The organism is Protofrankia sp. CiP3, from assembly GCF_917627345.1.
Lineage (GTDB): Bacteria > Actinomycetota > Actinomycetes > Frankiales > Frankiaceae > Protofrankia.
Genome location: NZ_CAKJTM010000064.1, coordinates 9044 through 28395, shown reverse-complemented (window position 1 = coordinate 28395; position 19352 = coordinate 9044). Strand labels below are relative to the sequence as shown.

Annotated in this window: 19 protein-coding genes; 10 read left to right on the top strand and 9 right to left on the bottom strand. The window is 70.5% G+C overall.

The window, feature by feature from the left end; all coding sequences use genetic code 11:
- The coding region (locus tag MJ797_RS18870; RefSeq protein WP_239336997.1) for an ABC-F family ATP-binding cassette domain-containing protein at window positions 1-1629 on the bottom strand (1629 nt) is incomplete at its 3' end.
- Window positions 1630-1675: 46 nt separating this feature from the next.
- Complete coding sequence (locus MJ797_RS18865) at window positions 1676-2701, bottom strand: 4-(cytidine 5'-diphospho)-2-C-methyl-D-erythritol kinase (protein WP_374582561.1); 1026 nt, start codon at window positions 2699-2701, stop codon at window positions 1676-1678.
- A 305-nt stretch (window positions 2702-3006) separates the two neighbouring features.
- Here MJ797_RS18865 and MJ797_RS18860 point away from each other — a divergent pair, with 305 nt between their 5' ends.
- From MJ797_RS18860 to MJ797_RS18835, 6 genes are all read left to right on the top strand, one after another.
- Entirely contained in the window at window positions 3007-3489 is a 483-nt protein-coding gene (locus MJ797_RS18860; RefSeq protein WP_239311943.1) for an Asp23/Gls24 family envelope stress response protein, read from the top strand.
- 5 nt (window positions 3490-3494) lie between these two features.
- Window positions 3495-3944, top strand: coding sequence for a hypothetical protein (locus MJ797_RS18855; protein ID WP_239336995.1), 450 nt, complete (start codon window positions 3495-3497; stop codon window positions 3942-3944).
- A gap of 439 nt (window positions 3945-4383) precedes the next feature.
- Complete coding sequence (locus MJ797_RS18850) at window positions 4384-4572, top strand: hypothetical protein (protein ID WP_239336978.1); 189 nt, start codon at window positions 4384-4386, stop codon at window positions 4570-4572.
- A complete protein-coding gene (locus MJ797_RS18845) occupies window positions 4569-4955 on the top strand; it encodes an Asp23/Gls24 family envelope stress response protein (protein ID WP_239336975.1) in 387 nt (128 codons plus the stop codon). The genes MJ797_RS18850 and MJ797_RS18845 overlap by 4 nt, the downstream gene beginning before the upstream one ends.
- Before the next feature lie 19 nt (window positions 4956-4974).
- Window positions 4975-5769 (top strand): DUF6286 domain-containing protein, encoded by a 795-nt coding sequence (locus MJ797_RS18840; protein WP_239336972.1) that lies wholly within the window; start codon window positions 4975-4977, stop codon window positions 5767-5769.
- Window positions 5766-6479 carry an alkaline shock response membrane anchor protein AmaP gene (locus MJ797_RS18835; RefSeq protein WP_239336969.1) on the top strand — a complete coding sequence of 238 codons (714 nt, stop codon included), beginning with the start codon at window positions 5766-5768 and terminating at the stop codon, window positions 6477-6479. The genes MJ797_RS18840 and MJ797_RS18835 overlap by 4 nt, the downstream gene beginning before the upstream one ends.
- A 61-nt stretch (window positions 6480-6540) precedes the next feature.
- Here the strand turns inward: MJ797_RS18835 and MJ797_RS18830 are convergent, their stop codons facing one another.
- From MJ797_RS18830 to MJ797_RS18820, 3 genes are all read right to left on the bottom strand, one after another.
- Window positions 6541-7833: an HNH endonuclease signature motif containing protein gene (locus MJ797_RS18830; RefSeq protein WP_239336966.1), complete on the bottom strand. Its 1293-nt coding sequence runs from the start codon at window positions 7831-7833 to the stop codon at window positions 6541-6543.
- 801 nt (window positions 7834-8634) lie between these two features.
- Window positions 8635-9456: a 16S rRNA (adenine(1518)-N(6)/adenine(1519)-N(6))-dimethyltransferase RsmA gene (gene rsmA, locus MJ797_RS18825; protein ID WP_239336963.1), complete on the bottom strand. Its 822-nt coding sequence runs from the start codon at window positions 9454-9456 to the stop codon at window positions 8635-8637.
- Between the two features lie 89 nt (window positions 9457-9545).
- The gene (locus MJ797_RS18820) at window positions 9546-10370 is read right to left on the bottom strand and encodes a TatD family hydrolase (protein WP_239336960.1); all 825 of its coding nucleotides are present in this window, start codon (window positions 10368-10370) and stop codon (window positions 9546-9548) included.
- Window positions 10371-10682: 312 nt separating this feature from the next.
- Between MJ797_RS18820 and MJ797_RS18815 the strand changes: the two genes are divergently transcribed.
- A complete protein-coding gene (locus tag MJ797_RS18815; protein ID WP_239336957.1) occupies window positions 10683-11777 on the top strand; it encodes an ABC transporter substrate-binding protein in 1095 nt (364 codons plus the stop codon).
- On the top strand, window positions 11774-12307 hold the full coding sequence (locus MJ797_RS18810; protein ID WP_239336955.1) for a YdcF family protein: 534 nt from the start codon (window positions 11774-11776) through the stop codon (window positions 12305-12307). The genes MJ797_RS18815 and MJ797_RS18810 overlap by 4 nt, the downstream gene beginning before the upstream one ends.
- A 53-nt stretch (window positions 12308-12360) precedes the next feature.
- On the opposite strand, the gene rsmI is transcribed toward MJ797_RS18810, so the two are convergent.
- Complete coding sequence (gene rsmI / locus MJ797_RS18805) at window positions 12361-13245, bottom strand: 16S rRNA (cytidine(1402)-2'-O)-methyltransferase (protein ID WP_239336953.1); 885 nt, start codon at window positions 13243-13245, stop codon at window positions 12361-12363.
- A 38-nt stretch (window positions 13246-13283) separates the two neighbouring features.
- Between rsmI and MJ797_RS18800 the strand changes: the two genes are divergently transcribed.
- Complete coding sequence (locus MJ797_RS18800) at window positions 13284-14936, top strand: dolichyl-phosphate-mannose--protein mannosyltransferase (RefSeq protein ID WP_374582556.1); 1653 nt, start codon at window positions 13284-13286, stop codon at window positions 14934-14936.
- A gap of 81 nt (window positions 14937-15017) precedes the next feature.
- On the opposite strand, the gene MJ797_RS18795 is transcribed toward MJ797_RS18800, so the two are convergent.
- The 3 genes from MJ797_RS18795 to MJ797_RS18785 all read right to left on the bottom strand — a co-directional run bounded on the left by MJ797_RS18795 (window position 15018) and on the right by MJ797_RS18785 (window position 18839).
- Complete coding sequence (locus MJ797_RS18795; protein ID WP_239336951.1) at window positions 15018-16553, bottom strand: hypothetical protein; 1536 nt, start codon at window positions 16551-16553, stop codon at window positions 15018-15020.
- Between the two features lie 77 nt (window positions 16554-16630).
- The gene (locus tag MJ797_RS18790; RefSeq protein ID WP_239336949.1) at window positions 16631-17377 is read right to left on the bottom strand and encodes a bifunctional 2-polyprenyl-6-hydroxyphenol methylase/3-demethylubiquinol 3-O-methyltransferase UbiG; all 747 of its coding nucleotides are present in this window, start codon (window positions 17375-17377) and stop codon (window positions 16631-16633) included.
- A gap of 25 nt (window positions 17378-17402) precedes the next feature.
- Window positions 17403-18839: a glycosyltransferase family 2 protein gene (locus MJ797_RS18785; RefSeq protein ID WP_239336947.1), complete on the bottom strand. Its 1437-nt coding sequence runs from the start codon at window positions 18837-18839 to the stop codon at window positions 17403-17405.
- A gap of 302 nt (window positions 18840-19141) precedes the next feature.
- On the opposite strand from MJ797_RS18785, the gene MJ797_RS18780 reads away from it, so the two are divergent.
- Window positions 19142-19345 carry a hypothetical protein gene (locus MJ797_RS18780; RefSeq protein WP_131745275.1) on the top strand — a complete coding sequence of 68 codons (204 nt, stop codon included), beginning with the start codon at window positions 19142-19144 and terminating at the stop codon, window positions 19343-19345.
- Window positions 19346-19352: the final 7 nt, after the last annotated feature.

Below are 19352 nucleotides of genomic sequence, written 5' to 3'. Positions count from 1 at the left end.
GGTCCGGACGCCGCCGGCGCCACCGCCACCGCCACCGCTGGCCGAGCCGTCCGCGCCGGTGAGCGGCCCGGCGCCCGCCGCGCCCAGCTCCCGGCGGCGAGACAGGTACTCCTCGACCCCGCCGGGCAGCATGACCAGCGAGCCGTCGCCGAACAGAGCGACAATCGTGTCGCAGGTCCGTTCCAGGAAATAGCGATCATGACTGACCACAACCAGGGTTCCCGGCCATGAGTCCAGGATGTCCTCCAGCGCGGTCAGCGTGTCGGTGTCCAGGTCGTTCGTGGGCTCGTCCAGGAGCAGTACGTTCGGTCGCTCCATGAGCAACCGCAGCAGCTGCAACCGGCGCCGCTCCCCGCCGGAGAGGTCACCGACCGGTGTCCACTGCCGGGCCGACGGCAGACCGAACTGTTCAAGCAGCTGGCCCGCGGTCAGCTCCCGGCTCCGCCCGCCGTCCCCGGCGGCGCCTCGCGCATGCGCCGACGGCTTCGACCGGGGCCCGACCTCCAGGACCTGGCCGGCCTCCTGGACCGCCTCCAGCGCCCGCAGCCTCGGGTTCAGCTCGCGGATCTCCTGGGTGAGCAGGGCGGGACGCGCACTGCGTCCCACTCGGACACTGCCGGAATCCGGACTCAGCGCGCCGGTCAGCAGGCGCAACAGCGTGGTCTTCCCGCTCCCGTTCATCCCGACGAGACCCACCCGGTCCCCCGGGCCCAACCGCCACGTCATGTTCGCGAACAGCGCCCGGTCACCGAGGCGCAGCGTCACATCCTCGACATCGAAGACATCCTTACCGAGGCGGGAGGCGGCAAAGGTGCGCAGGCCAAGGGTGTCGCGCACGGGCGGCTCATCAGCGATCAGGGCGTTGGCCGCCTCGATGCGGAAGCGCGGCTTGGCGGTCCGGGCCGGCGGGCCGCGACGCAGCCAGGCAAGCTCCTTACGGAGCAGATTCTGGCGCCGGGCCTCGGCGGCGTCAGCCCGCCGTGCCCGCTCCGCGCGGGCAAGTACGTACGCACTGTAGCCGCCGTCGTAGGCGTCCACCCGGCCGTCGACGACCTCCCAGACCCGGTCGCACACCTCGTCGAGGAACCACCGGTCATGCGTTGCGACGAGCAGCCCGCCACGCCAGGAGGCCAGCTCGGACGCGAGCCACGCGACGCCCTCGACGTCGAGGTGGTTGGTGGGCTCGTCCAGTACCAGCAGGTCGAAGTCATCGACGAGCAGCGCGGCCAGGGCGGTGCGCCGACGCTCCCCACCGGATGACTGCCCGACGATGTCGTCCAGGCGGTCGAGCAGGCCCAGCCCGCTGAGCACCGACCGGCGACGCGGATCCGCGGCCCACACATGGTCGGGCACGTCACCGACCACGGCCTGCCGCACGGTCGCCGTGGGCACGAGCCGGTCGTCCTGGGACAGGACGCCGACGCGCAGGAATCCCGTGCGCACGACCCGGCCCGTATCGGGGTGAGCCTCCCCGGCCAGGAGCTTGAGCAGGGTGCTCTTGCCCGCGCCGTTGCGGCCGACGACCCCGATCCGCTCTCCGGCCGCCACCCCGAGGCTGACGCGGTCCAGCAGGACACGGGTGCCGAAGGCGGCCACCACCGCCTCCATCGTGACCAGGACACCGCTCATCAGGTGGCGCTCATCGGAGCTGACTCGGCAGGAGACATCCCCCGGTTCACCCGGACACGCCAGGGTCGATCACACGGGCACCGGCGACCGGGCCGTACGCCCGCCGAACCGCCCGGCAGACACCCATCCCGGCGAGGCTCGCCGCCAGGGCTACGCTCTGCGCGGCGTCCCGCGCGAGAAAGGCGCAGGTCGGCCCGGAGCCGCTGACGATGGCGCCGACCGCCCCGAGCTCGGTCCCGGTTTCAAGCACGCGGCGCAACGACGGGCGCAGCCGCAACGCGGCCGGTTGCAGATCGTTCACCAGAGCCTTGCCCAGCTCGACGGGGTCTCCGGTACGCAACGCCGCCAGTACCCCGCCAGGCGGCGTGGGCTCGGTGCGCAGACGCCCCTCGGACAACCGGTCGAACTCGGCATAGACGGACGCGGTGGACAGGCCGCCGTCAGCCAGCGCGAAAACCCAGTGGTACTCGCCACGCCCGAGGACCGGCGTCAGCTGTTCGCCTCGGCCGGTGCCGAGCGCTGTCCCCCCGGCCAGGGGGAACGGCACGTCGCTACCGAGCCCGGCGGCGAGCTCCGCGAGGACCGAGCGGTCCAGCCCAGTACCCCACAGGGTGTCGAAGGCGACCAGCGCCCCGGCCGCGTCGGCGCTGCCACCAGCCATCCCCGCCGCGACCGGAATGCCCTTGACCATGCTCAGGCGCGCCCCCGCACCACGGACCCCGGCGCGGACCGCGAGCACCTGGGCGGCACGAACAGCCAGATTGTCCGAGCCCGTCGGCACCAGGGAGATCCGGGCGGCCGCCGAGCTCACGGCCGGGTCCCCGGGCAGCGCGGCCGGGGTGGTACCCGCGGCACCCTCACCGATGACCTCAACCGCGACGACCGGCTCCACCGCGTCCGGGTCGGTGACGTCGTCCGGGGCAGCCGTAACCGTGATGTCGTCATAGAGTGAAACAGCCTGCAAAATTGTAGTTACCGCATGATAGCCGTCGTCACGACGCGGGCCGACCCCGAGATGCAGGTTGACCTTTGCCGGTGACCGGACGGTCACCCGGTTGCTCTGGGCGGGCACGGACGACCGACCGGGGCCGGGCGCACCGGAAGGGTGCGGATGAGACCGAGGCAGCGGACGCTCCTTCACTCACTCGTGGGGCGTGTTCCGACCGGGCACCAACGAACCTATCCGGCCGGCCGGACGCGAGTGGCCCCCTCACCACCGGGTAGGACGCTGCATACCAGCCGGTTGACCGCGCCGAACACGACCGGCTGTCGCCTGTGGACGGCCAGCGACCGCTGGCCACGGGGCCCGCCCGGCCGGAGATCTCCGGAAAGCCGAGGGATCCATCCCCACGACTCCAACGATTGCGGAGGCACGTCATGAGCACGACAACCACCGAGAAAACCGCTCCCGTGACCCGCGAGACAGCCCACCGCGACGGGGCCGGCGTGTCCCGGCGGAGCACCACCGAACTCGTGACGAGCCAGGGCAGGACCGCCATCGCGGACTCGGTCGTCCGCAAGATCGCGGGCGTGGCGACCCGCGAGGTCGAAGGCGTGCACAATCTCGGCTCCGGCAGCGCCCGCGCGGTCGGTTCGCTGCGCCAGCGTATCCCCGGCTCGTCCGGCCGCAACGTCTCGCAGGGAGTCGGTGTCGAGGTCGGCGAGCGGCAGGCGGCAATAGATCTCGACGTCGTGGTCGACTACGGCGTGTCGATCGTGGATCTCGCACAGGCGATCCGCGGCAACGTCGTCAGCTCGGTCGAGGGAATGACCGGTCTGGAGGTGACCGAAGTCAACATCGCTGTTGATGACGTCTACATCCCCGAAGATGATGACGACAAGCAGGCCCGGGTGCAGTAGCAGTCATGGTCCGCTTGGTTGTGTCCGCGCGGCCGGCCGCGATCGCGGCCGCGGTCGCCCGCTGCTCCGCGGTCGCCGCGCTGTCTCCCGGAGCCAGCGGCAACGTGGTCACGTATCTGCCCGGCCAGCGCGTCGTCGGCGTCCGCAAGGTACTGGGTGGGGTCGCCATCCATGTCGTCGGCCGGTTCGGGCCGACGATTGCCGAGATCGCCAGCCAGGTCCGGAGCGCGGTCACCGCGGTGGCTCCGGAGTGCGAGCGGATCGACGTGCTCGTCGACGATCTCGAGCTCCTCCCGGACAGGCCCGTCACCAGGCCCGCCGGCCAGCCGCGCGGCACCGGTGGGACGCACTCGCGCGGCACGGCCGGCGGCAGGGCGGCCCGGGGGAAGACGGCCATGACCAAGTCGGCCGCGGCTGGAGCGACCCGTACAAGCAGCAGGGCTGGAAAACAATGATCGACAAACCGGTCGGACCCGCCACCGGCCGGTCCGGGCCAGCGCGGCTGGACGGGGCGGCGGATGCCGCCGCCCGACGCGCCGAAGCACGTCGCTTCATCCGGGAGAACCACCCGGACAGAGGCGGCGACCCCGCTGTGTTCATGGCTGGCCTGCGGGCTCGGCGACCGGAACGGCCACCCCGAACCGGATGTGCCGACGTGAGCGGCTACCACCGGCGGACCAGGTTTGAGATCATCGCTTACTGGCTGCGTGGACAGTGGGCACACTGGCACCGCTTGCGCGAGCACCACCCGCACGAGTGTCGTGTACAGCGGCTCTGGCGAAGATCGCCAAAGTCCCCACGAGTACGTTAACGCCCGCCCGCCGCCGGGCCCAGCCCGTGGGCCCGTGGCTATGGGCCTACCAGCAAGTACGACCGTCTAGCAAGGAGGCTTCGATGCGTTCGAGCGCAATCGGTCTCATCACCGGGTTGATCTCCGGCCTCGCGCTCGCCTTCGGCGATTTCGGCGAGTTCCTGATCGTCCTCGTCTTCGGGGCGCTCGGCCTGTTCATAGGCAAGATCCTGGACGGCGAGATCGATATCAACCGCTATGTCAGCGGCGGTGAACGCCGCGATACGAGATGACACGCGCTGGAACGCGCCGTGCCGAGAACGCGGTCCGGGGAAACCTGATCGTCGCCGGCGGCGTCATCGAGAAAATCGCGGCCCAGGCCGCGCTGGATGTCGAAACCGTCGGCGGGCTGGGACAGCGGCATCCCGGCCGAGGGCGGCGGCAGGCCACCGACGAGCGTCCCCCGCAGGTGTCAGCGCGCGTCGGCCGAGGTACCGCTTCAATCTCCATCTCGTTGTCCGTACGGTATCCTGTCCGGATTGTTGAGGTATGTGAAGCGGTACGCACCAGCGTGACCCAACAGGTGGCCGACCTGGCCGGCCTACGGGTGACCCACATCGACATCGACGTGTCCGCTTTCGAGTTCGACGCCGGCCCGAGCAGCCGGGCACGGTAGCTCACGGGAGGTCACCATCGTGCGCGTGACAAACCGGATTGTCGCGGCGCTGCTTGCGGCGGTCATCGCGGCGGTCGGGGTCATCGCGATCATCGAGATGGTCAGCGCGGCCCTCGACGACGGGTACGCCATCGTCGACTGGCAGTCGATAACGGCCGCCATGGCACGCAACACCTGGTCCGACGCAGGGCCGACCGTGCTCGGCGTCATCCTCGGCGCCGGCGGGATCCTGCTGCTTGTGCTGGGGCTGCGGCGCGGCCGGCTGCAATGGTTCGCAGTCCGGCCGTCCCCGACCGGGACGGCCACCTTCGCCGCCGGGCGCGGCATCGCCCGTGCGCTCGCCAGCGCGGCCGAAGACATCGACGGCGTGACCCGGGCAAAGGTCCGGCTCCGGCGGCGCACCGCCAAGGTGAAGATCGAGAGCAGTCCCCGGATCAACCCGGACGCGCCGGGACAGGTGCGTGACGAGATCCGCGAACGGCTGGCCTCCTTCGAGTTGGCGTCGCCCCCGAAAGTGAAACTGAAGGTGAAGGCGTCACGTCCGGCCTCCCGTGCCGGCGGTGTCGTGCCGGAACCGACACAGCCGCAGCCCGCGCCACCGCCACCGCCACCGGCGGACACGCGGCAGGACCCCGCGCTCGCCGGCTCGAGCGGTCCCGCACCGGCCCCGGCAACCACGAAAGCAATCTTCGATGTTTCAACCATGGGTGAGCGGGCCAGGCAGCATCCGGTCGGCCTCGATCTGACCAAACCCGATCCGGAAGGCGCCCGGCGGGACGCCCGGAACGAGGAGCGGAAAAAGGACCACACATGAACGCAACCGTGAGCCCCACGAGCGCACGAACCATGGACAGCCCGATCCCCCAGCTCGGTCCACCGATTCAGCCGGACGAGGTGAGCATGGCCGAGCCGACCGGATCGGCGAAGATGTCCCGGCCGCGCAGGCAGCCGTTCGCCCCTGGAGTCGATCTGCTGAACCGGGTGGTGTTCGTTCTGTTGGGGCTGGTGTGCCTGGGCGGTGGGGCCGTCGCGCTGCTCGCCGGCCGGGGGGTGTTCGGGGATGACGTCGCGGCCCGGTATGGGCTCACCGCGCGGGACCGTTCCTTTGCCGCCGAGCATGTGTGGTTCTGGCCGGTCGTCGGAGTGGTCACGGGTCTGGTCGTCCTGCTGGCGCTCGCCTGGCTGTGGCTGCAGAAGTCCACCGGGAATCTGCCCGGCCTGTATGTCGTCGACGACACCTTCGGGCGCGTCCGGGTGAACGCGCGAGCCTTCACCGGCGCGGTGGAAGGCGAACTGGCTACGCTGCCGGGCGTCCGGCAGGTGCGTGCGCGGCTGCTCGGCACGGCAAGGCGGCCGTTGCTACGGGTGGTGGTGACCATGAAGCCAAGCACGGACGTCCACCGGATCCGAGCCGATATCGAACGGGCCGCTCTGCCGCATGCGCGTGGCGCCCTGTCCCGCGCGGACCTCGCCACCGAAATCCAGCTCATCCCGCGCCCCGGCCACGGTGACCGCGCGCACTGACCAGGCATGCTTACCTGATCGGCCAGCAATTTTCGATCAGAGTCCGGCAGCCGTGTCCCGGTCAGAAGGGTGGCGGCTCGGGTTCTGGGTCCGGTTGCGGGGTGGGCGGCGGTTCCGGGTGGGGTTCGGGTTCGGTCTGGTAGACGCGTAGTTCCGGACTGGTCCAGGTGGCCGTGCCGGTTTCGGTTACTTCGACGGTCCAGGTCCCGTCGTGCTTCAACCGGTGATGATGTCGGCATAGCGTGAGCAGATTGGCTGCTTCGGTGGTGCCGCCCGCGGTGTAGGCCCGCACATGGTCGAGATCGCAGATGGTGGCGGGTGTTCGGCATCCCGGGAATCGGCACACCCAGTCCCGGGCCCGGATCTGGCGAGCCAGTGCGGGTGAGGGGAATCGGCGTCGTCCGACGTCGACGACGTGGCCGTCGACCGGGTCGGTGAGTAGCCGTCGCCAGGTTGCGTTGGCGGCCAGGTCGCGGGCGAGCCCGGCCGGGATCGGTCCGTAGCCGGCCAGTTCGCCGGGGGTGTCGGCCAGCCCCGCCAGGGTGCCTAGTGGAATCAGCACTCCGACCTCGACGCGGACCGGGTCGTCGTCGCGGTGGCGGCCCAGCAGAATGTCGGTGAGGACGTCGGCGCGGCGTTCGTCCATACTCCGGACATCCTGCGCGTCGCCGGCGCGGCGGGCCAGGGCGTCGATGCGCTGGTAGGCGGCTTGGGCGTCGGGGGCGGCCAGGAACGCCGAGAGCTCGGCCATCCCTTCCTCCAACGACTGGAGGCCGACCCGGCGCCCTCGGCGTTGGAGTTCGTGGCGTTGTGTGGCGCCGTCGGGGTCGATCGCAAGCACCGCGCGGCGCAACGCCTGGCGGAACGCCGCGTGGCTGGCTCGTCCGCCGTGGGCCAGGACCCTCGCCTCGACCGCGGCGGCGTGGGCGTCGGAGAGCGGTTCGGTGGCGTCGGCGACGGCGCGGACCCGGCCCAGATCGAGGATGCCGGCGGCCAGGGCGGCCAGGGTTGCGGGTAGCCGGTGGGTTACGGCGTGGGCGAGTGCGAGTTGGGTGGCGGCGGCGTGGTAGGAGAGGTCGAGTTCGGCGGCGACTTCGTCCGGGGCGAATTCCCCGAAGGGCCGTTGTGGGCCAGTTTCGGGGCGTAGGTGGGCGAAGCGGCCCTGCGCGCGGAGCATGACCGCGTCCAGGGCGGCGCGTTGGCGGGTGATGGTGGCCATCAGGGTCAGGCAGGTGGACGCGTCCAGCCCCTCGATGTCCACGCCGTCGAGGTCGAGGGCGGTCGCCGGGTCAGGACTGGCCGGGCCTGGGCCGACCGGGTCTGGGTCGGCACACCCATCAGACGATTCGAACATATGTTCAGGATAGGTGTCTGGTCCGACATTTCCACCCCGTCGGGCGATCAGGAATTCTCAGCCGATCTGGCAGTCGGGCGTCTGATGCCCGTGACCATGACCGGCGCGGCATGACGGGGCGAGCAACAGGGTGGAGGACGGTTGGGCGGAGGGCAGCAACACGGTCATGCCCGGTACCGGTGCAGACGACTGGGCCGCGGCGACCGGCGTCGTGGCCGGCGGCGCTGAGACCGACGTCGGCTCTGCAGACCGGACCACAGTCGCCGCATGGGAGACCGGGCCGCTAGCGGGCGCGGTCAGCGCCGACGTAGCCCCACCCGCAGCGATGGAGGGTCCAGCATCCGCCGACGTCGGTAACCGGGGTTGGTTGTCGATCGCCTCGGGGCGCTCTGAGCGCACGCCGGCAACCGGCTGATCCGCCATTTCATCCGGACGGTGACCAGCCACCACGAGAACAATGCCGAGGACCGCGCCAAACCCGCACAGGCCTATGGCAGCCCTGGCCCCTGCCCGCCTGCCGCCGCCAGCGCCGCTGGACCGCCGCAGCCGTCGATGCCGGGTGGGCGGGCCCGCCGTGGCCGCGGCAACAGACGGCCGATCAGATCCAGGGTCACCGTCCCAGGGAAGCAGCGTCCAGCCGCCCCCCACGGCCGACGGTCCGGTGTGTTCGGACAGCTCTGCGTCTCCGGACACGAACGCACCTACTTCCACCCTGACCCGACGGCAGCGATGGAACAATATGACCGGGCTGACACCGCAGGACACTTGACCCACCGCAAACTCGGAACACAGCGGCCCAGATCAGCCGCCGCAGGCGGGTGGGTCAACGGACCGGGCGATGGCCAGGCGGGTGAAATCGGCGACGGCCAGCGTTTCACCTCGGGCGGACGGGTCTACACCGGCGGCGCGCGCAAGGCGTTCGACCGTGGACGCCGAGCCCGCCCAGCCGGAAAGCGCCGTCCGCAGGGTCTTGCGGCGCTGCGCGAAGGCCGCGTCCACTGCGGCGAAAACAGACCCGCGCAGCGCTGGCGGACCCGCGGGCGCCCGCCGGGTGAACGCCACCAGGGACGAGTCGACGTTCGGCCGCGGCCAGAACACCGCGCGCGGCACCGCGCCAGCCGGGCGTGCCGAGGCGTACCAGGCGACCTTCACGCTCGGCACGCCGTACACCCGGCCGCCCGGCGCCGCGGTCAGCCGGTCCGCGACCTCGGCCTGCACCATGACCAGCCCCCGCCCAATCGACGGGAAGCGTTCAAGAACACCGAGCAGGAGCGGCACCGCCACGTTGTACGGCAGGTTCGCGGCGAGGACATCCGGTGGGGCACCGGGCAGGTCCGCGGGAACGAGACGCAGCCCGTCGGCGGCCACGACGGTCAGCCGGGACGCCACAGCCGGGCCGAGCCGGGCCGTGGCGGTCGCCGGCAGGGCCTCGGCAAGCAGCGTGTCCACCTCGACCGCGACGACGCGGCCCGCGGCCGCAAGCAGCCCGAGAGTCAGCGAACCAAGCCCAGGACCGATCTCCAGGACCGTCTCATCGGATCCGGCCGCAGCCAGACGCACCAGGCGGCGGACGGTGTTCGGGTCGACGAGGAAGTTCTGGCCCCGCCGCTTTGCCGGTCGCACACCCAGATCATCAGCGATAGCACGCACAGCGACCGGCGTCAGCAGCCCGTCGCCCCCGAAGCCTGCCTCCCGGGCAACGGGGCCGGGGCCTACCAGGGCCCGAACATCCGCTCAGACGTGGCTGCTACCGCCGCGGCGAGTGTGTCGACATCCTCGCCGCGGGCAGTGGCGAGCGCCCGCAACGTCAGTGGTACCAGATACGGGCTGTTCGGCCGGCCCCGCCACGGCTCCGGTGTCAGGAACGGCGCGTCGGTCTCGACGAGGAGCAGGTCACGGGGGGCGACGGCGGCGGCGTCCCGCAGGCCACCCGCGTTCCTGAAGGTCAGGTTACCGGCGAACGACATCACGTAACCGGCGTCCGCGCAGCTCTTCGCCATGACCGCGTCGCCGGAGAAGGCATGGAAGACCACCTGGTCCGGCGCGCCTTCCTCGGCGAGGATGCGCAGCGTGTCGTCATGCGCCTCCCGGTCATGGATCATGAGGGTACGGCCGGTCCGCTTGGCGATCGCGATGTGACGGCGGAAGCTCTCCTGCTGGGCGGCGTGCCGCTCGGGCGGTGTGCGGTAGTAGTCCAGACCGGTCTCGCCAACCGCCCGTACCTTCGGCATGGTGGCCAACTCGGCGATCTCCGCGAAGGTCTGTTCCTCGACACCGTCGGCGGCGTCGTTCGGATGGATCGCGACCGCCGCGTACACATCGGGATGCTCGGCCGCGGCCCGCGCCTGCCAACGGCTGGTCGCCAGGTCGATCCCCACGCTGACCATCCGCCGGACGCCGACGGCACGCGCCGCGGCAACCGCATGCGCCACATCGCCACCCATGATGTCAAGATGGCAGTGGCTGTCGATCACCTCCACCGCCAGCGGTTCCGGTGGCTGCGGCGGGTCGCCACGACGTCCGGCATCCCGTGCCATCTGGCCAGGCCACCTGTCCCTTCCGTGCCATCTCCACCGCGCTTCACCGCGCTGTCCCCGCCGTTGCCCCTCACGAAGCCCCGGCTGAATGGAACAACGATCGCACCGCCCTCGGCCAGGCGCTTCGGAAGGCGCCGCCAGCGTCCGGTACCGCCGATGCCGGACGACAACCGCGCCGGTCGGCACGTATGCCATCTCGGTCGATCCTACGGACCGCGCGCAAACCGGCGGCGGTGTCGTGACCACGTCCCTTGTACCGCATCCTTGTACGGCCGAGGTGCCGCCGGCCCATCGCCTGGTAAACAGATACCGATGTCCTCACCGCTCACCGTCGCACTCGTGACGTCTCTGACCGGCCCGGCGGTCGCGCCCGGTCTGGCCGCGTTGCATGCCGCCACGCTGTGGGCACGCGACGAGCACGTGCCACCGGCGTGGGACGAGGTCCACGTCACCGCCTACGACGCCCACCCGCACCCCGCGGCGGCGATCCGGTCCGCCGTGGCCGCCAATCCTGTTGCGATCTTCGGCCCGCACGGGCCGCGGGCCGCGCTCGCGGCATTCGCCGCAACCGACCGCGTGGTGTTCAACATCGCGGCACCGTCGACGCGCTTCGTCCGCCAGGCCTTCCCCAACGTCATCAACGTGACCGCCCCACAGGCCACCTGGACGCGCGGGGTTCTCGCCGCCGTCCGCGCCGCCGACCGGCGGGCACGTAAGCTCGCGTTGATGGTGGCTGCCGGCGACTGGTCGCTGGAAGTCGTCTCCGTGACGCGCGCCGCGGCGGCAGCCCGGGGCTTCGAAGTGGTCTCCAGCGTCTTTCGGCCCGGGCAGGCACAGGCCGCGGCGCGGCGGCTGCCACCGGCGGACGTCCTGATCGTCCAGGCTGGCCCCGACGACGAGGCCGCCGCGGCTGAGATCCTGCTGCGTCGGCCATGGCGGGCCGCCGCGTTCTCAACCGCCGGGCATGATGGCGCCCTGACCACCATGGGTGATCATCGTGAGGGGCTGCTGGGCCCACGAGCCTGGTCGCCACAACTGCCCGCCCAGGCCGGCACCGGCCCCAGCGTGTCCGAGTTCGTGAACCGCTACCAGCACATGCACGGCCAGCCGCCGTCGGCGGCAGCGGCGGCGGCGTTCACCGCCGGGTTGCTCCTCGGGCGCTGTGTGCGGTCGCTCGGCCAGATCGACGACTTCTCCGTGCTCGCCGCGGCACGTGCGCTCGACACGTCCACCGTGTTGGGTCGCTTCCGCCTCGACCCCGCCACCGGACTGCAGATCGGGCATCATGGCCACCTGGTGCAGTGGCAGGACGGCGTGGCCGCCGCGGTCTGGCCTCCCGACCGTTTGCGGGCCCCGCTGCGCTATCCGCACCGCCGCGGCGGCCAGCCGTGGCCCGAAGCCGCATGACACCGGTGGACCTGCGGCAACGGCGCTCCCGGCGCCTGATCGCCTTTGCCGCGGCCGCGGTGGTGTTCCTCATCGCGACCGCGCGGCTGTTCGTCTGGCCGGCCACGGACCCGCCGCAACGGGTCGACGCAATCGTGATGTACGCGGGCAGCCCTGGCCGGCTGGCCAGGGCGGTCGAACTCGCCCGGGCCGGGTACGCGCCGATGCTCGCCGTCTCAAACCCGTTTGGCCAGGACCGCTGCCCGGTCGCGATCCCCGGCGTACAGGTGATCTGCTTCCGGCCGGACCCGCTGACCACCCAGGGCGAAGCCCGGATGACCGCGCAGCTCGCCGCCCGTTACAACTGGCGGTCCGTGCTGGTCGTCGTGGGGACCCCGCAGGACACCAGAGCGCGGCTTCGGCTGAACCGCTGCTACGCCGGACGCATCCTGTTGGCCACCGCGGCACCGCCGTGGTACACCTGGCCATACATGATCATTTACGAGTGGGGCGCGACGGCGAAAGCGCTGATCATCCAACGCACTTGTTGATCTTGATCAGGCACGGACAGGACGCACCGCCTGGTTGTGGACGGTCCACGGCCCTATTGCCGGGCGCTCTTAGCCGCGACCACAGCGTCGTAGACCACGCGACGCGGCACTCCGCGGGCCGCCGCCACCGCCGCGATGGCCTCCTTGCGGGCTGTCCCGCTGGTTTCGTGACCCGTGACCTCGGCGGCGAGCGCCGCGGCGAAGGCCGCCGCGGCCGGCGTCCCGGCGACCATTGCCCGGGTAGCTGGAGATACCTGCGGCGCGCCCGCCACCACCAGGGTGATCTCCCCCCGGATCTCCCGGCCACGCGCCCACTCGCGGAGACCGGCGAGATCGTCCCGGACGATCTCCTCCCAGGTCTTGGTCAGTTCCCGGCAGAGCACGCCCGTACGATCAGCCCCGAAGGCCACGGTAAGATCGTCCAATGTCACGGGCAACCGGTGCGGAGCCTCCAGGATGACCAGTGTGCGCCGCTCCCCAGCAAGCTCGGTCAGGCGCGACCGGCGCTCGCCCCGTCGGCGCGGCAGGAACCCCTCGAACACCCAACGGTCCGTGGGCAGCCCGCTGACCGCGAGCGCGGCGGTCACCGCGGAGGGGCCTGGCACGACCGTGACCGGCACACCGGCCGCCGCGGCGGCGGCCACCACCCGAAACCCCGGGTCCGAGACGGCAGGCATGCCCGCGTCCGTGATGAGCGCCACCGTGGCGCCGGCGCTCAGCTGGGCGAGCAGGAAGTCCGCGCGGGACGCCTCGTTCGCGTCGAAGCAGGAGACAACCCGCCCGGAGATGGTGACGCCGAGCGCGGCGGTCAGCCGGCGCAGCCGGCGGGTGTCCTCCGCGGCGACGATGTCGGCGGTCGCGAGGATCTCGCCAAGCCGCGGGCTGGCATCGCGGACATCACCGATCGGCGCACCGCAGAGCACCAGAGTCCCGGACACCCGCCGAGTGTGCCAGGAGCACGACCTACATTGATGCGGTGGCGGTGACAACGACATATCCAGCCCTGGACGGCGGCGGCACGCGGCCCTCCGGGGCTGCCCTGGCCCCTGCCGGCGGCCCGACGCTGGCGGACCGGCTGGCACCGCCGATGCCGACCGACCGGCTGATCGGTTGGCTCACCTCGCTCGCGATTGCCGCGGTCGCCGGCGTCCTGAGGTTCTGGCAGCTCACCCAACCGCGTGGTATCTACTTCGACGAGGTCTACTACACCCACGACGCCTACAGCCTGATGACCCACGGCTACGAGCTGAGCGACATCAAGAGCGGCTGTGACGGCCCCGGCTTCGTCGTCCACCCCCCGCTCGGCAAGTGGCTGATGGCCGCGTCCGAGTGGTTCTTCGGCTACACCGACTGTGCCGGGGCCCGGCACGGCAACCCCGAGCTGGGCTGGCGCTTCGCCTCCGCTGTCGCGGGGACGCTCGTGGTTGTCGTCTTCGCCCGTACCGCCAGACGGATGTTCCGCTCGACTCTGCTCGGCTGCTTCGCCGGGCTCCTGCTCGCCTTCGACGGGCTGGAGTTCGTCCAGAGCAGGATCGGGATTCTCGACATCTTCCTGCTGACAGGTCTTGTGCTGGCCCTGGCGTGTCTGGTCCTCGACCGGGACGACGGCCGCGCCCGGCTGGCGGCCCGGCTGGCGAAGGCCGGCCGTGGCCGGACCGCTGGCACCGCTGCCGGTGCTGACAGCGCTGCCACCGGTGGGAGCGGGTCCGGCGGCCTGGCCCTGTCAGGCCGTGGCCCGTGGCTCGGCATACGCCCGTGGCGGCTGGCCTGCGGGCTGTCTCTGGGCGCGGCCATGGGTGTGAAATGGAGCGCGGTCTACACGATCGTCGGGTTTGCCGCACTCGCCATCGCCTGGGACGTGGGTGCGCGCCGGACCGCGGGTGTGCGCCGGCCGGCCCTGGCCGCGCTGGCCCGGGACACCCCGATCTGGGGGGTGAGCTTTCTCGTCCTTCCGGTGGTGACGTTCTTCGCGACGTGGACCGGCTGGTTCGTCACCGACGGAGGGTACAACCGCCACCGTTTCGGTACCGGCAGGTGGGCGGCCCTGCACAGCTGGTGGGACTACCAGATGCAGATCTACCAGTTCCACGAGCACCTCAATGCCTCGCATCCGTATGCCTCCAAGCCACTGAGCTGGCTGGTGCTGGGGCGCCCGGTCGCCTACTACTACAGCGCGCCCAAGGTCTCCGAGTCCGGCTGCAAGGCCCAGGCCGGTTGCTCCCGGGAGATCCTGGCGATCGGCAATCCGGCGATCTGGTGGTTCGGCACGCTCGCTCTGGTCGGTGTCCTCGCGCTGTGGGCGAGCCGCCGTGACTGGCGGGCGGCTCTCGTACTGGTCGGTTTCGGCACGTCCTTCCTGCCCTGGCTCGCCTTCCCCAGCCGGACGATGTTCCTGTTCTACGCCCTGCCCCTGCTGCCGTTCCTTGTACTCGGCCTGACCGCGCTCGCGGGTGTCGCGTTGGGCTCCCGGACAGCTTCGGAAACGCGCCGCCTTGCCGGGTCGCTGGCGGTCGGCGTCTACGCGATCATTGTCGTGCTGCTGTTCGTCTACTTCTATCCGATCATGACCGCACAGGTGATCCCGACCTCGGCATGGCGTGTCCGCATGTGGTTCCCAGGCTGGATCTGACCGCCACCGCCTACCGCCACCGCCATGCGCCGCGGTGCATGCGTCCCCCGCCCGCCACCCGCGGGCTTCCCGCCACGCACGTCATCCGATGGAGCGGCGCCGGGCCCCGCGGAGCTGCAACCGGACGATCCGCAGCTGGTTCAGCCCGAACGCCCCCGCCAGCGGTAAGCAGACCAGGGCCGGCAGCAGGTAGCGGTAGTCGAACACCGCGGTCGCGCAGGGCACCACCAGCAGGGCGAGCCCCATCGCGACCAGCAGCAGGCAGTCATGGCGTGCCCGGGCAAGGCCATAACCGGAGGCGACCATCGAGGCCAGCCCACCGACCAGCACGCAGGCCCCGAGCAGCGGCCCTGGCGTGAACCCGAACACCTGGTATCCCCGGAGCAGGCCACCTAGCGAGGGATCGTACCGGCGTGGCACCGCCTCGCCTCTGAAGTCCCGCAGCACCAGGTCGATGTGCCAGCGCGGATCGGCCCGCCCGGCCGGGAAGCGCCAGCTCCCGAGGTACCAGTCGGGTGGCTCAGCGTGACGTGACGGGGCGAAGTAGTGCAGGACATCATGCGCCACCAGGGCGGCGTACCGGTGGGGCTGTGCCGCGATCACCTTGACCGCGAAATCGCGGAGCAACGCGTTGCTCTGCGCGTCGAACGCCCGGAAGTGGTACCGCGGGCTGGCGGCGTCCCAGTCGTAGTAGTTCGGCCCGGGCCGTTCCTCGGGCGGATGCGGTGAGCACAGCACGACCTCCCGCGGCGCCACCTCGATACGGGCACAGTCCGCGAACTGCGCGACCCGGCCCCAGAGAAACATCCCGTCGACGTTCTGCAGCGCGAAGGTCCCGTGTGCGGCGGCGAACCACGCCGCATACGCCAACAACGGTGCCGCCCAGCACAGGACAAACACGATGAGGCGGCGCGCCCCGGCCCCGCGGGCGATCAGATAGCCGGCGGCGAGCGCCCCCAGCACCAGCGCCACCGAACGGGTGAGGGCGGCCGCGGCGAGCAGCGCACCGGCGGCGGCGGACACGGCGACGGTCGGGCGCGGGCGGTACAGCAGCAATACGATCGCCGCGGTCAGCAGCGCGGCGAACACCGTCTCCGCCATGACCATCTGCTCGATGTCCACCTGATAGGCGTCCAGGAGCACGGGCGCGGCAGCCGACGCCGCCAGCCACCGAGGCAGGCCACGCCGCAACGCCAGGTAGTACAGCGCGGACCCGATCCCGAGACCGAGCAGATGCGCGACAGCGGGAACCACCGCCAACGACGGCGACCAGGAGAACAAGAACAGGAACGCGGAGTAGCCGAACGGCCGGACCGGATCCGGGCTGAGCTCACGGACACAGCGCAGGTAGGAGTAGGAGTCGCCATAGAACTCCAACGCCGGCCAGTAGGCGGCGAACGCCGCGAGCCGCAGCGCGGTGCCGGCGCCGAGCAGCAACACGAACAGGCGGTGCCGCATCCACAACCGGCCGGCATGCCGCCGCGCCATCCGGTCGGGGCATGCCGGGACCGTCTCTCCGGCGGCGGGCGGCCCGGCGGGACCGCCCGCTTCCACCCGCTCGGACGGCGTTGGGGTGAGCATGTCGACGACGCTGCGCAGCGGTGATCGTACGGTCATACCGGCTGCCGGCCCGCTCCCGGACACGCCCGTCCCATCGGTCGCCCACCACCACGGCCGCCCACCTCAGCAGGTGATCACGTTACGGGCCGGGTCGCCACGCACAGCACCGACTGCCCGAACGGCACCCGCATCCGCTGTTCGACAAAACGGCTGGTCGGCACGACGACCCGGTCGTAGAGGCGGACCAGCCGTGGGTCCACGCCGCGCTGGCCCGCCCGCCGGACAGCCACCCACCAGGCGAAGGCGCCCAGCAGGTTCACCGGATGCACCCGCTCCACGCGAAGGCCGGCCAGCTCCACCGGCCGCCGCAGTGTGGCTGGTGTGTAGCGGCGGAAATGACCGACCATGCGGTCGAACTCGCCGTACAGCGCCGGATACGCCGGCACCCACAGCACGACGCGACCGCCGGGGACCACCAGACGAGACAGCCCTCGCAGCGCGGCCACGTCGTCTTCGATGTGCTCCAGGACGTTCATCATGATCAATGTGTCAACCGGGCGCGGCACGGGCGCGGCTCCCCCGGGCAGCTCGGTCCCGGTCAGGGCCGCGACGTCGAGCATGATCACATCGACGTCCGTACGGCCGGCGAAACGGTCACGCAACGTCCGCAGGCACAGTGGATCGGTGTCCGAAACAGTAAGATGATCATAGCCGCGCAGGCCCGCGGCGAAGTCTCCCAGGCCCGACCCGATCTCCAGAACACGCCGGCCGCAGTGCGGCGAGACGAGGTCACGCTCGAACCGCCGGTAGTTGATCGCGTCCTCGCCACCCAGGTGATTGTCCAGCAGCCGCCGATCACAACCAGCGGCAAAGGGGATCACTGCCGGCCCGCCGTCGACACCGCGGTCATTTCCGGCGCACCGCGTCGGGCCCGGGACAGCCCACTATCAGCAGCTGGAGGAAAAAGGACGCGAAGATGCTCTGCGCGCCGAGCACCATCAGCGTCATGGCCAGCAGCGCCGGTCGCGGCTCGTTGACCGGGCCGAGACCGGCGGCGAGACAGTGCCCGAAAACGACCGTGCCGGCCAGCAGCCCGATAACAAACAGCACACAACCAGCTGCCAGACCGCGCTCGAGGGTGAACCGTCGGTGCGCCCAGGCGAGCAGTCCGCGCGGGCGCCCGGCCCGGCCCAGCCCGCGGTTGTAGGTATCGGCGAAGACCCCCAGCAGTACCGCCTGCCAGCCGAGGACAGCGGCCATCGCGAACAACACGCAGAGCTGGACGCCGAATCGGTGAAAGCCGGCGTCGAGGACTCCGGGCAAGAGCACGAACTGCCCGGTGACACCGAGCGCGAGCAAGATCAGTCCTGGGGCGACAAACAGGTGACGCGGCGCGAGCAACAGCATGAAACGCACATGTCGCCAACCGTCCCGAAACATACGAAGTTTGGACGTACCGACCCGCGGGTGATATGTGATCGGCACTTCTTCGACCCGCAGGCCGACGCGGGCAGCCAAAATGATCAGTTCTGAGGCGAGCTCCATACCGCCGCATCGCGGCCTCATCCGCTCGTAGGCGACACGAGTGAACGCCCGCATCCCAGAATGGGCATCAGACGAGGCGAGGCCAAAGAACCGGTTAAGCATCCCGGTCAGCAGCGGATTACCCAGATAACGATGCGACCATGGCATCGCGCCAGGCATGATTTTTCCGATGAAACGGGAGCCGAGAACATAGTCGGCGCGACCGGCCCGCAGCGGCTCGACAAGCAGGGAAATTTCAGAAAAATCATATGAGTCATCGGCGTCGCCCATGACCAGATAGCGGCCACGAGCGGCCTCGAATCCGGCGAGATAGGCGTTTCCGTAACCACGGCGCGGCTCCACCAGGACACGCGCGCCGACCGAGCGCGCGACCGCGGCCGACCCGTCCGTCGAGCCGTTGTCAACGACGATCACCTCCCCATCGAGACCAGCCGCGGCAAGACCCGCAAGGGCCTTACGCACACACGTCCCGACCGACGCCACCTCGTTGAGGCATGGCATCACCACAGAAATCTCCACGGTGCCACGCCCAGTAGCGGTACCGGCCGGGCTCACCAGACCCGTCCGGCCCTGTTCGGCGATCGCGGCCGCGGCCAGGGCGTGCCTGCTGGATGGCGGTCGATGTGGACGATGATCCAGCAAGTGGCCCGCACGGCCGAAGAGGCCTGGGAGCAGGCCCGGATAGCGGTGTTCTGGCCGGAGCGACGAGCCGGGGTCCCCGTATGGCGCGAAGCGGCCTACGGGCAGCGATGCGGCAGGACGCCCGCTGGGCATCGCTCCGCGCGATTGAAGATCCATCAGACACGCCCTGGCCGGTCCGTCAACGCCACCCGATTCTCGGTCACCCAGCCTCCCAATGTGATCGACAATGGATACCATCAGCGACAGTACTAACACTTAAGGCGAAAGAGCCGCAGGAGTGGACCGCGGGTTTTGGACGGTGAGTAATATTACTATTATTCTCAGTAAAATCATTCATGAAAACCAACAGAGGGGAACGAAGCCTGCCGGGGGGTACCTGCCGGCGCGGTAGCGCGATCAGGGATCGTGGAGGACCAACCACGGCCTCTCGCGGCCGACGCAGGAAGAAAGGAACCACCATGGCTGATGTGTCGGTACGCTTCGCGATGACCGATGACAGCGAGATCGTGCTCAACCTGTCGCTCACGCAGGCGATCCGGCTGACCGAAGCCATCGCCTCCAAGGTCAGTCAGGCCATGACCGAGCAGCCCCCTCGGGGGAGCCTCAACGGCAGCTCCTACGGTGGCCCGGCCGTGCGGCCAGGCCCCTACTCCACATCCTGATGCTTCA

Bases quoted from the DNA above. Each gene is read 5' to 3' on its own strand.
- MJ797_RS18855 (WP_239336995.1), top strand. From the start codon at position 3,495: ATGGTCCGCTTGGTTGTGTCCGCGCGGCCGGCCGCGATCGCGGCCGCG.
- MJ797_RS18850 (WP_239336978.1), top strand. From the start codon at position 4,384: ATGCGTTCGAGCGCAATCGGTCTCATCACCGGGTTGATCTCCGGCCTC.
- MJ797_RS18785 (WP_239336947.1), bottom strand. From the start codon at position 18,839: ATGGATCTTCAATCGCGCGGAGCGATGCCCAGCGGGCGTCCTGCCGCA.
- MJ797_RS18860 (WP_239311943.1), top strand. From the start codon at position 3,007: ATGAGCACGACAACCACCGAGAAAACCGCTCCCGTGACCCGCGAGACA.
- MJ797_RS18810 (WP_239336955.1), top strand. From the start codon at position 11,774: ATGACACCGGTGGACCTGCGGCAACGGCGCTCCCGGCGCCTGATCGCC.
- MJ797_RS18820 (WP_239336960.1), bottom strand. From the start codon at position 10,370: ATGGCACGGGATGCCGGACGTCGTGGCGACCCGCCGCAGCCACCGGAA.
- MJ797_RS18835 (WP_239336969.1), top strand. From the start codon at position 5,766: ATGAACGCAACCGTGAGCCCCACGAGCGCACGAACCATGGACAGCCCG.
- MJ797_RS18795 (WP_239336951.1), bottom strand. From the start codon at position 16,553: ATGACCGTACGATCACCGCTGCGCAGCGTCGTCGACATGCTCACCCCA.
- MJ797_RS18845 (WP_239336975.1), top strand. From the start codon at position 4,569: ATGACACGCGCTGGAACGCGCCGTGCCGAGAACGCGGTCCGGGGAAAC.
- MJ797_RS18815 (WP_239336957.1), top strand. From the start codon at position 10,683: ATGTCCTCACCGCTCACCGTCGCACTCGTGACGTCTCTGACCGGCCCG.
- MJ797_RS18830 (WP_239336966.1), bottom strand. From the start codon at position 7,833: ATGTTCGAATCGTCTGATGGGTGTGCCGACCCAGACCCGGTCGGCCCA.
- MJ797_RS18780 (WP_131745275.1), top strand. From the start codon at position 19,142: ATGGCTGATGTGTCGGTACGCTTCGCGATGACCGATGACAGCGAGATC.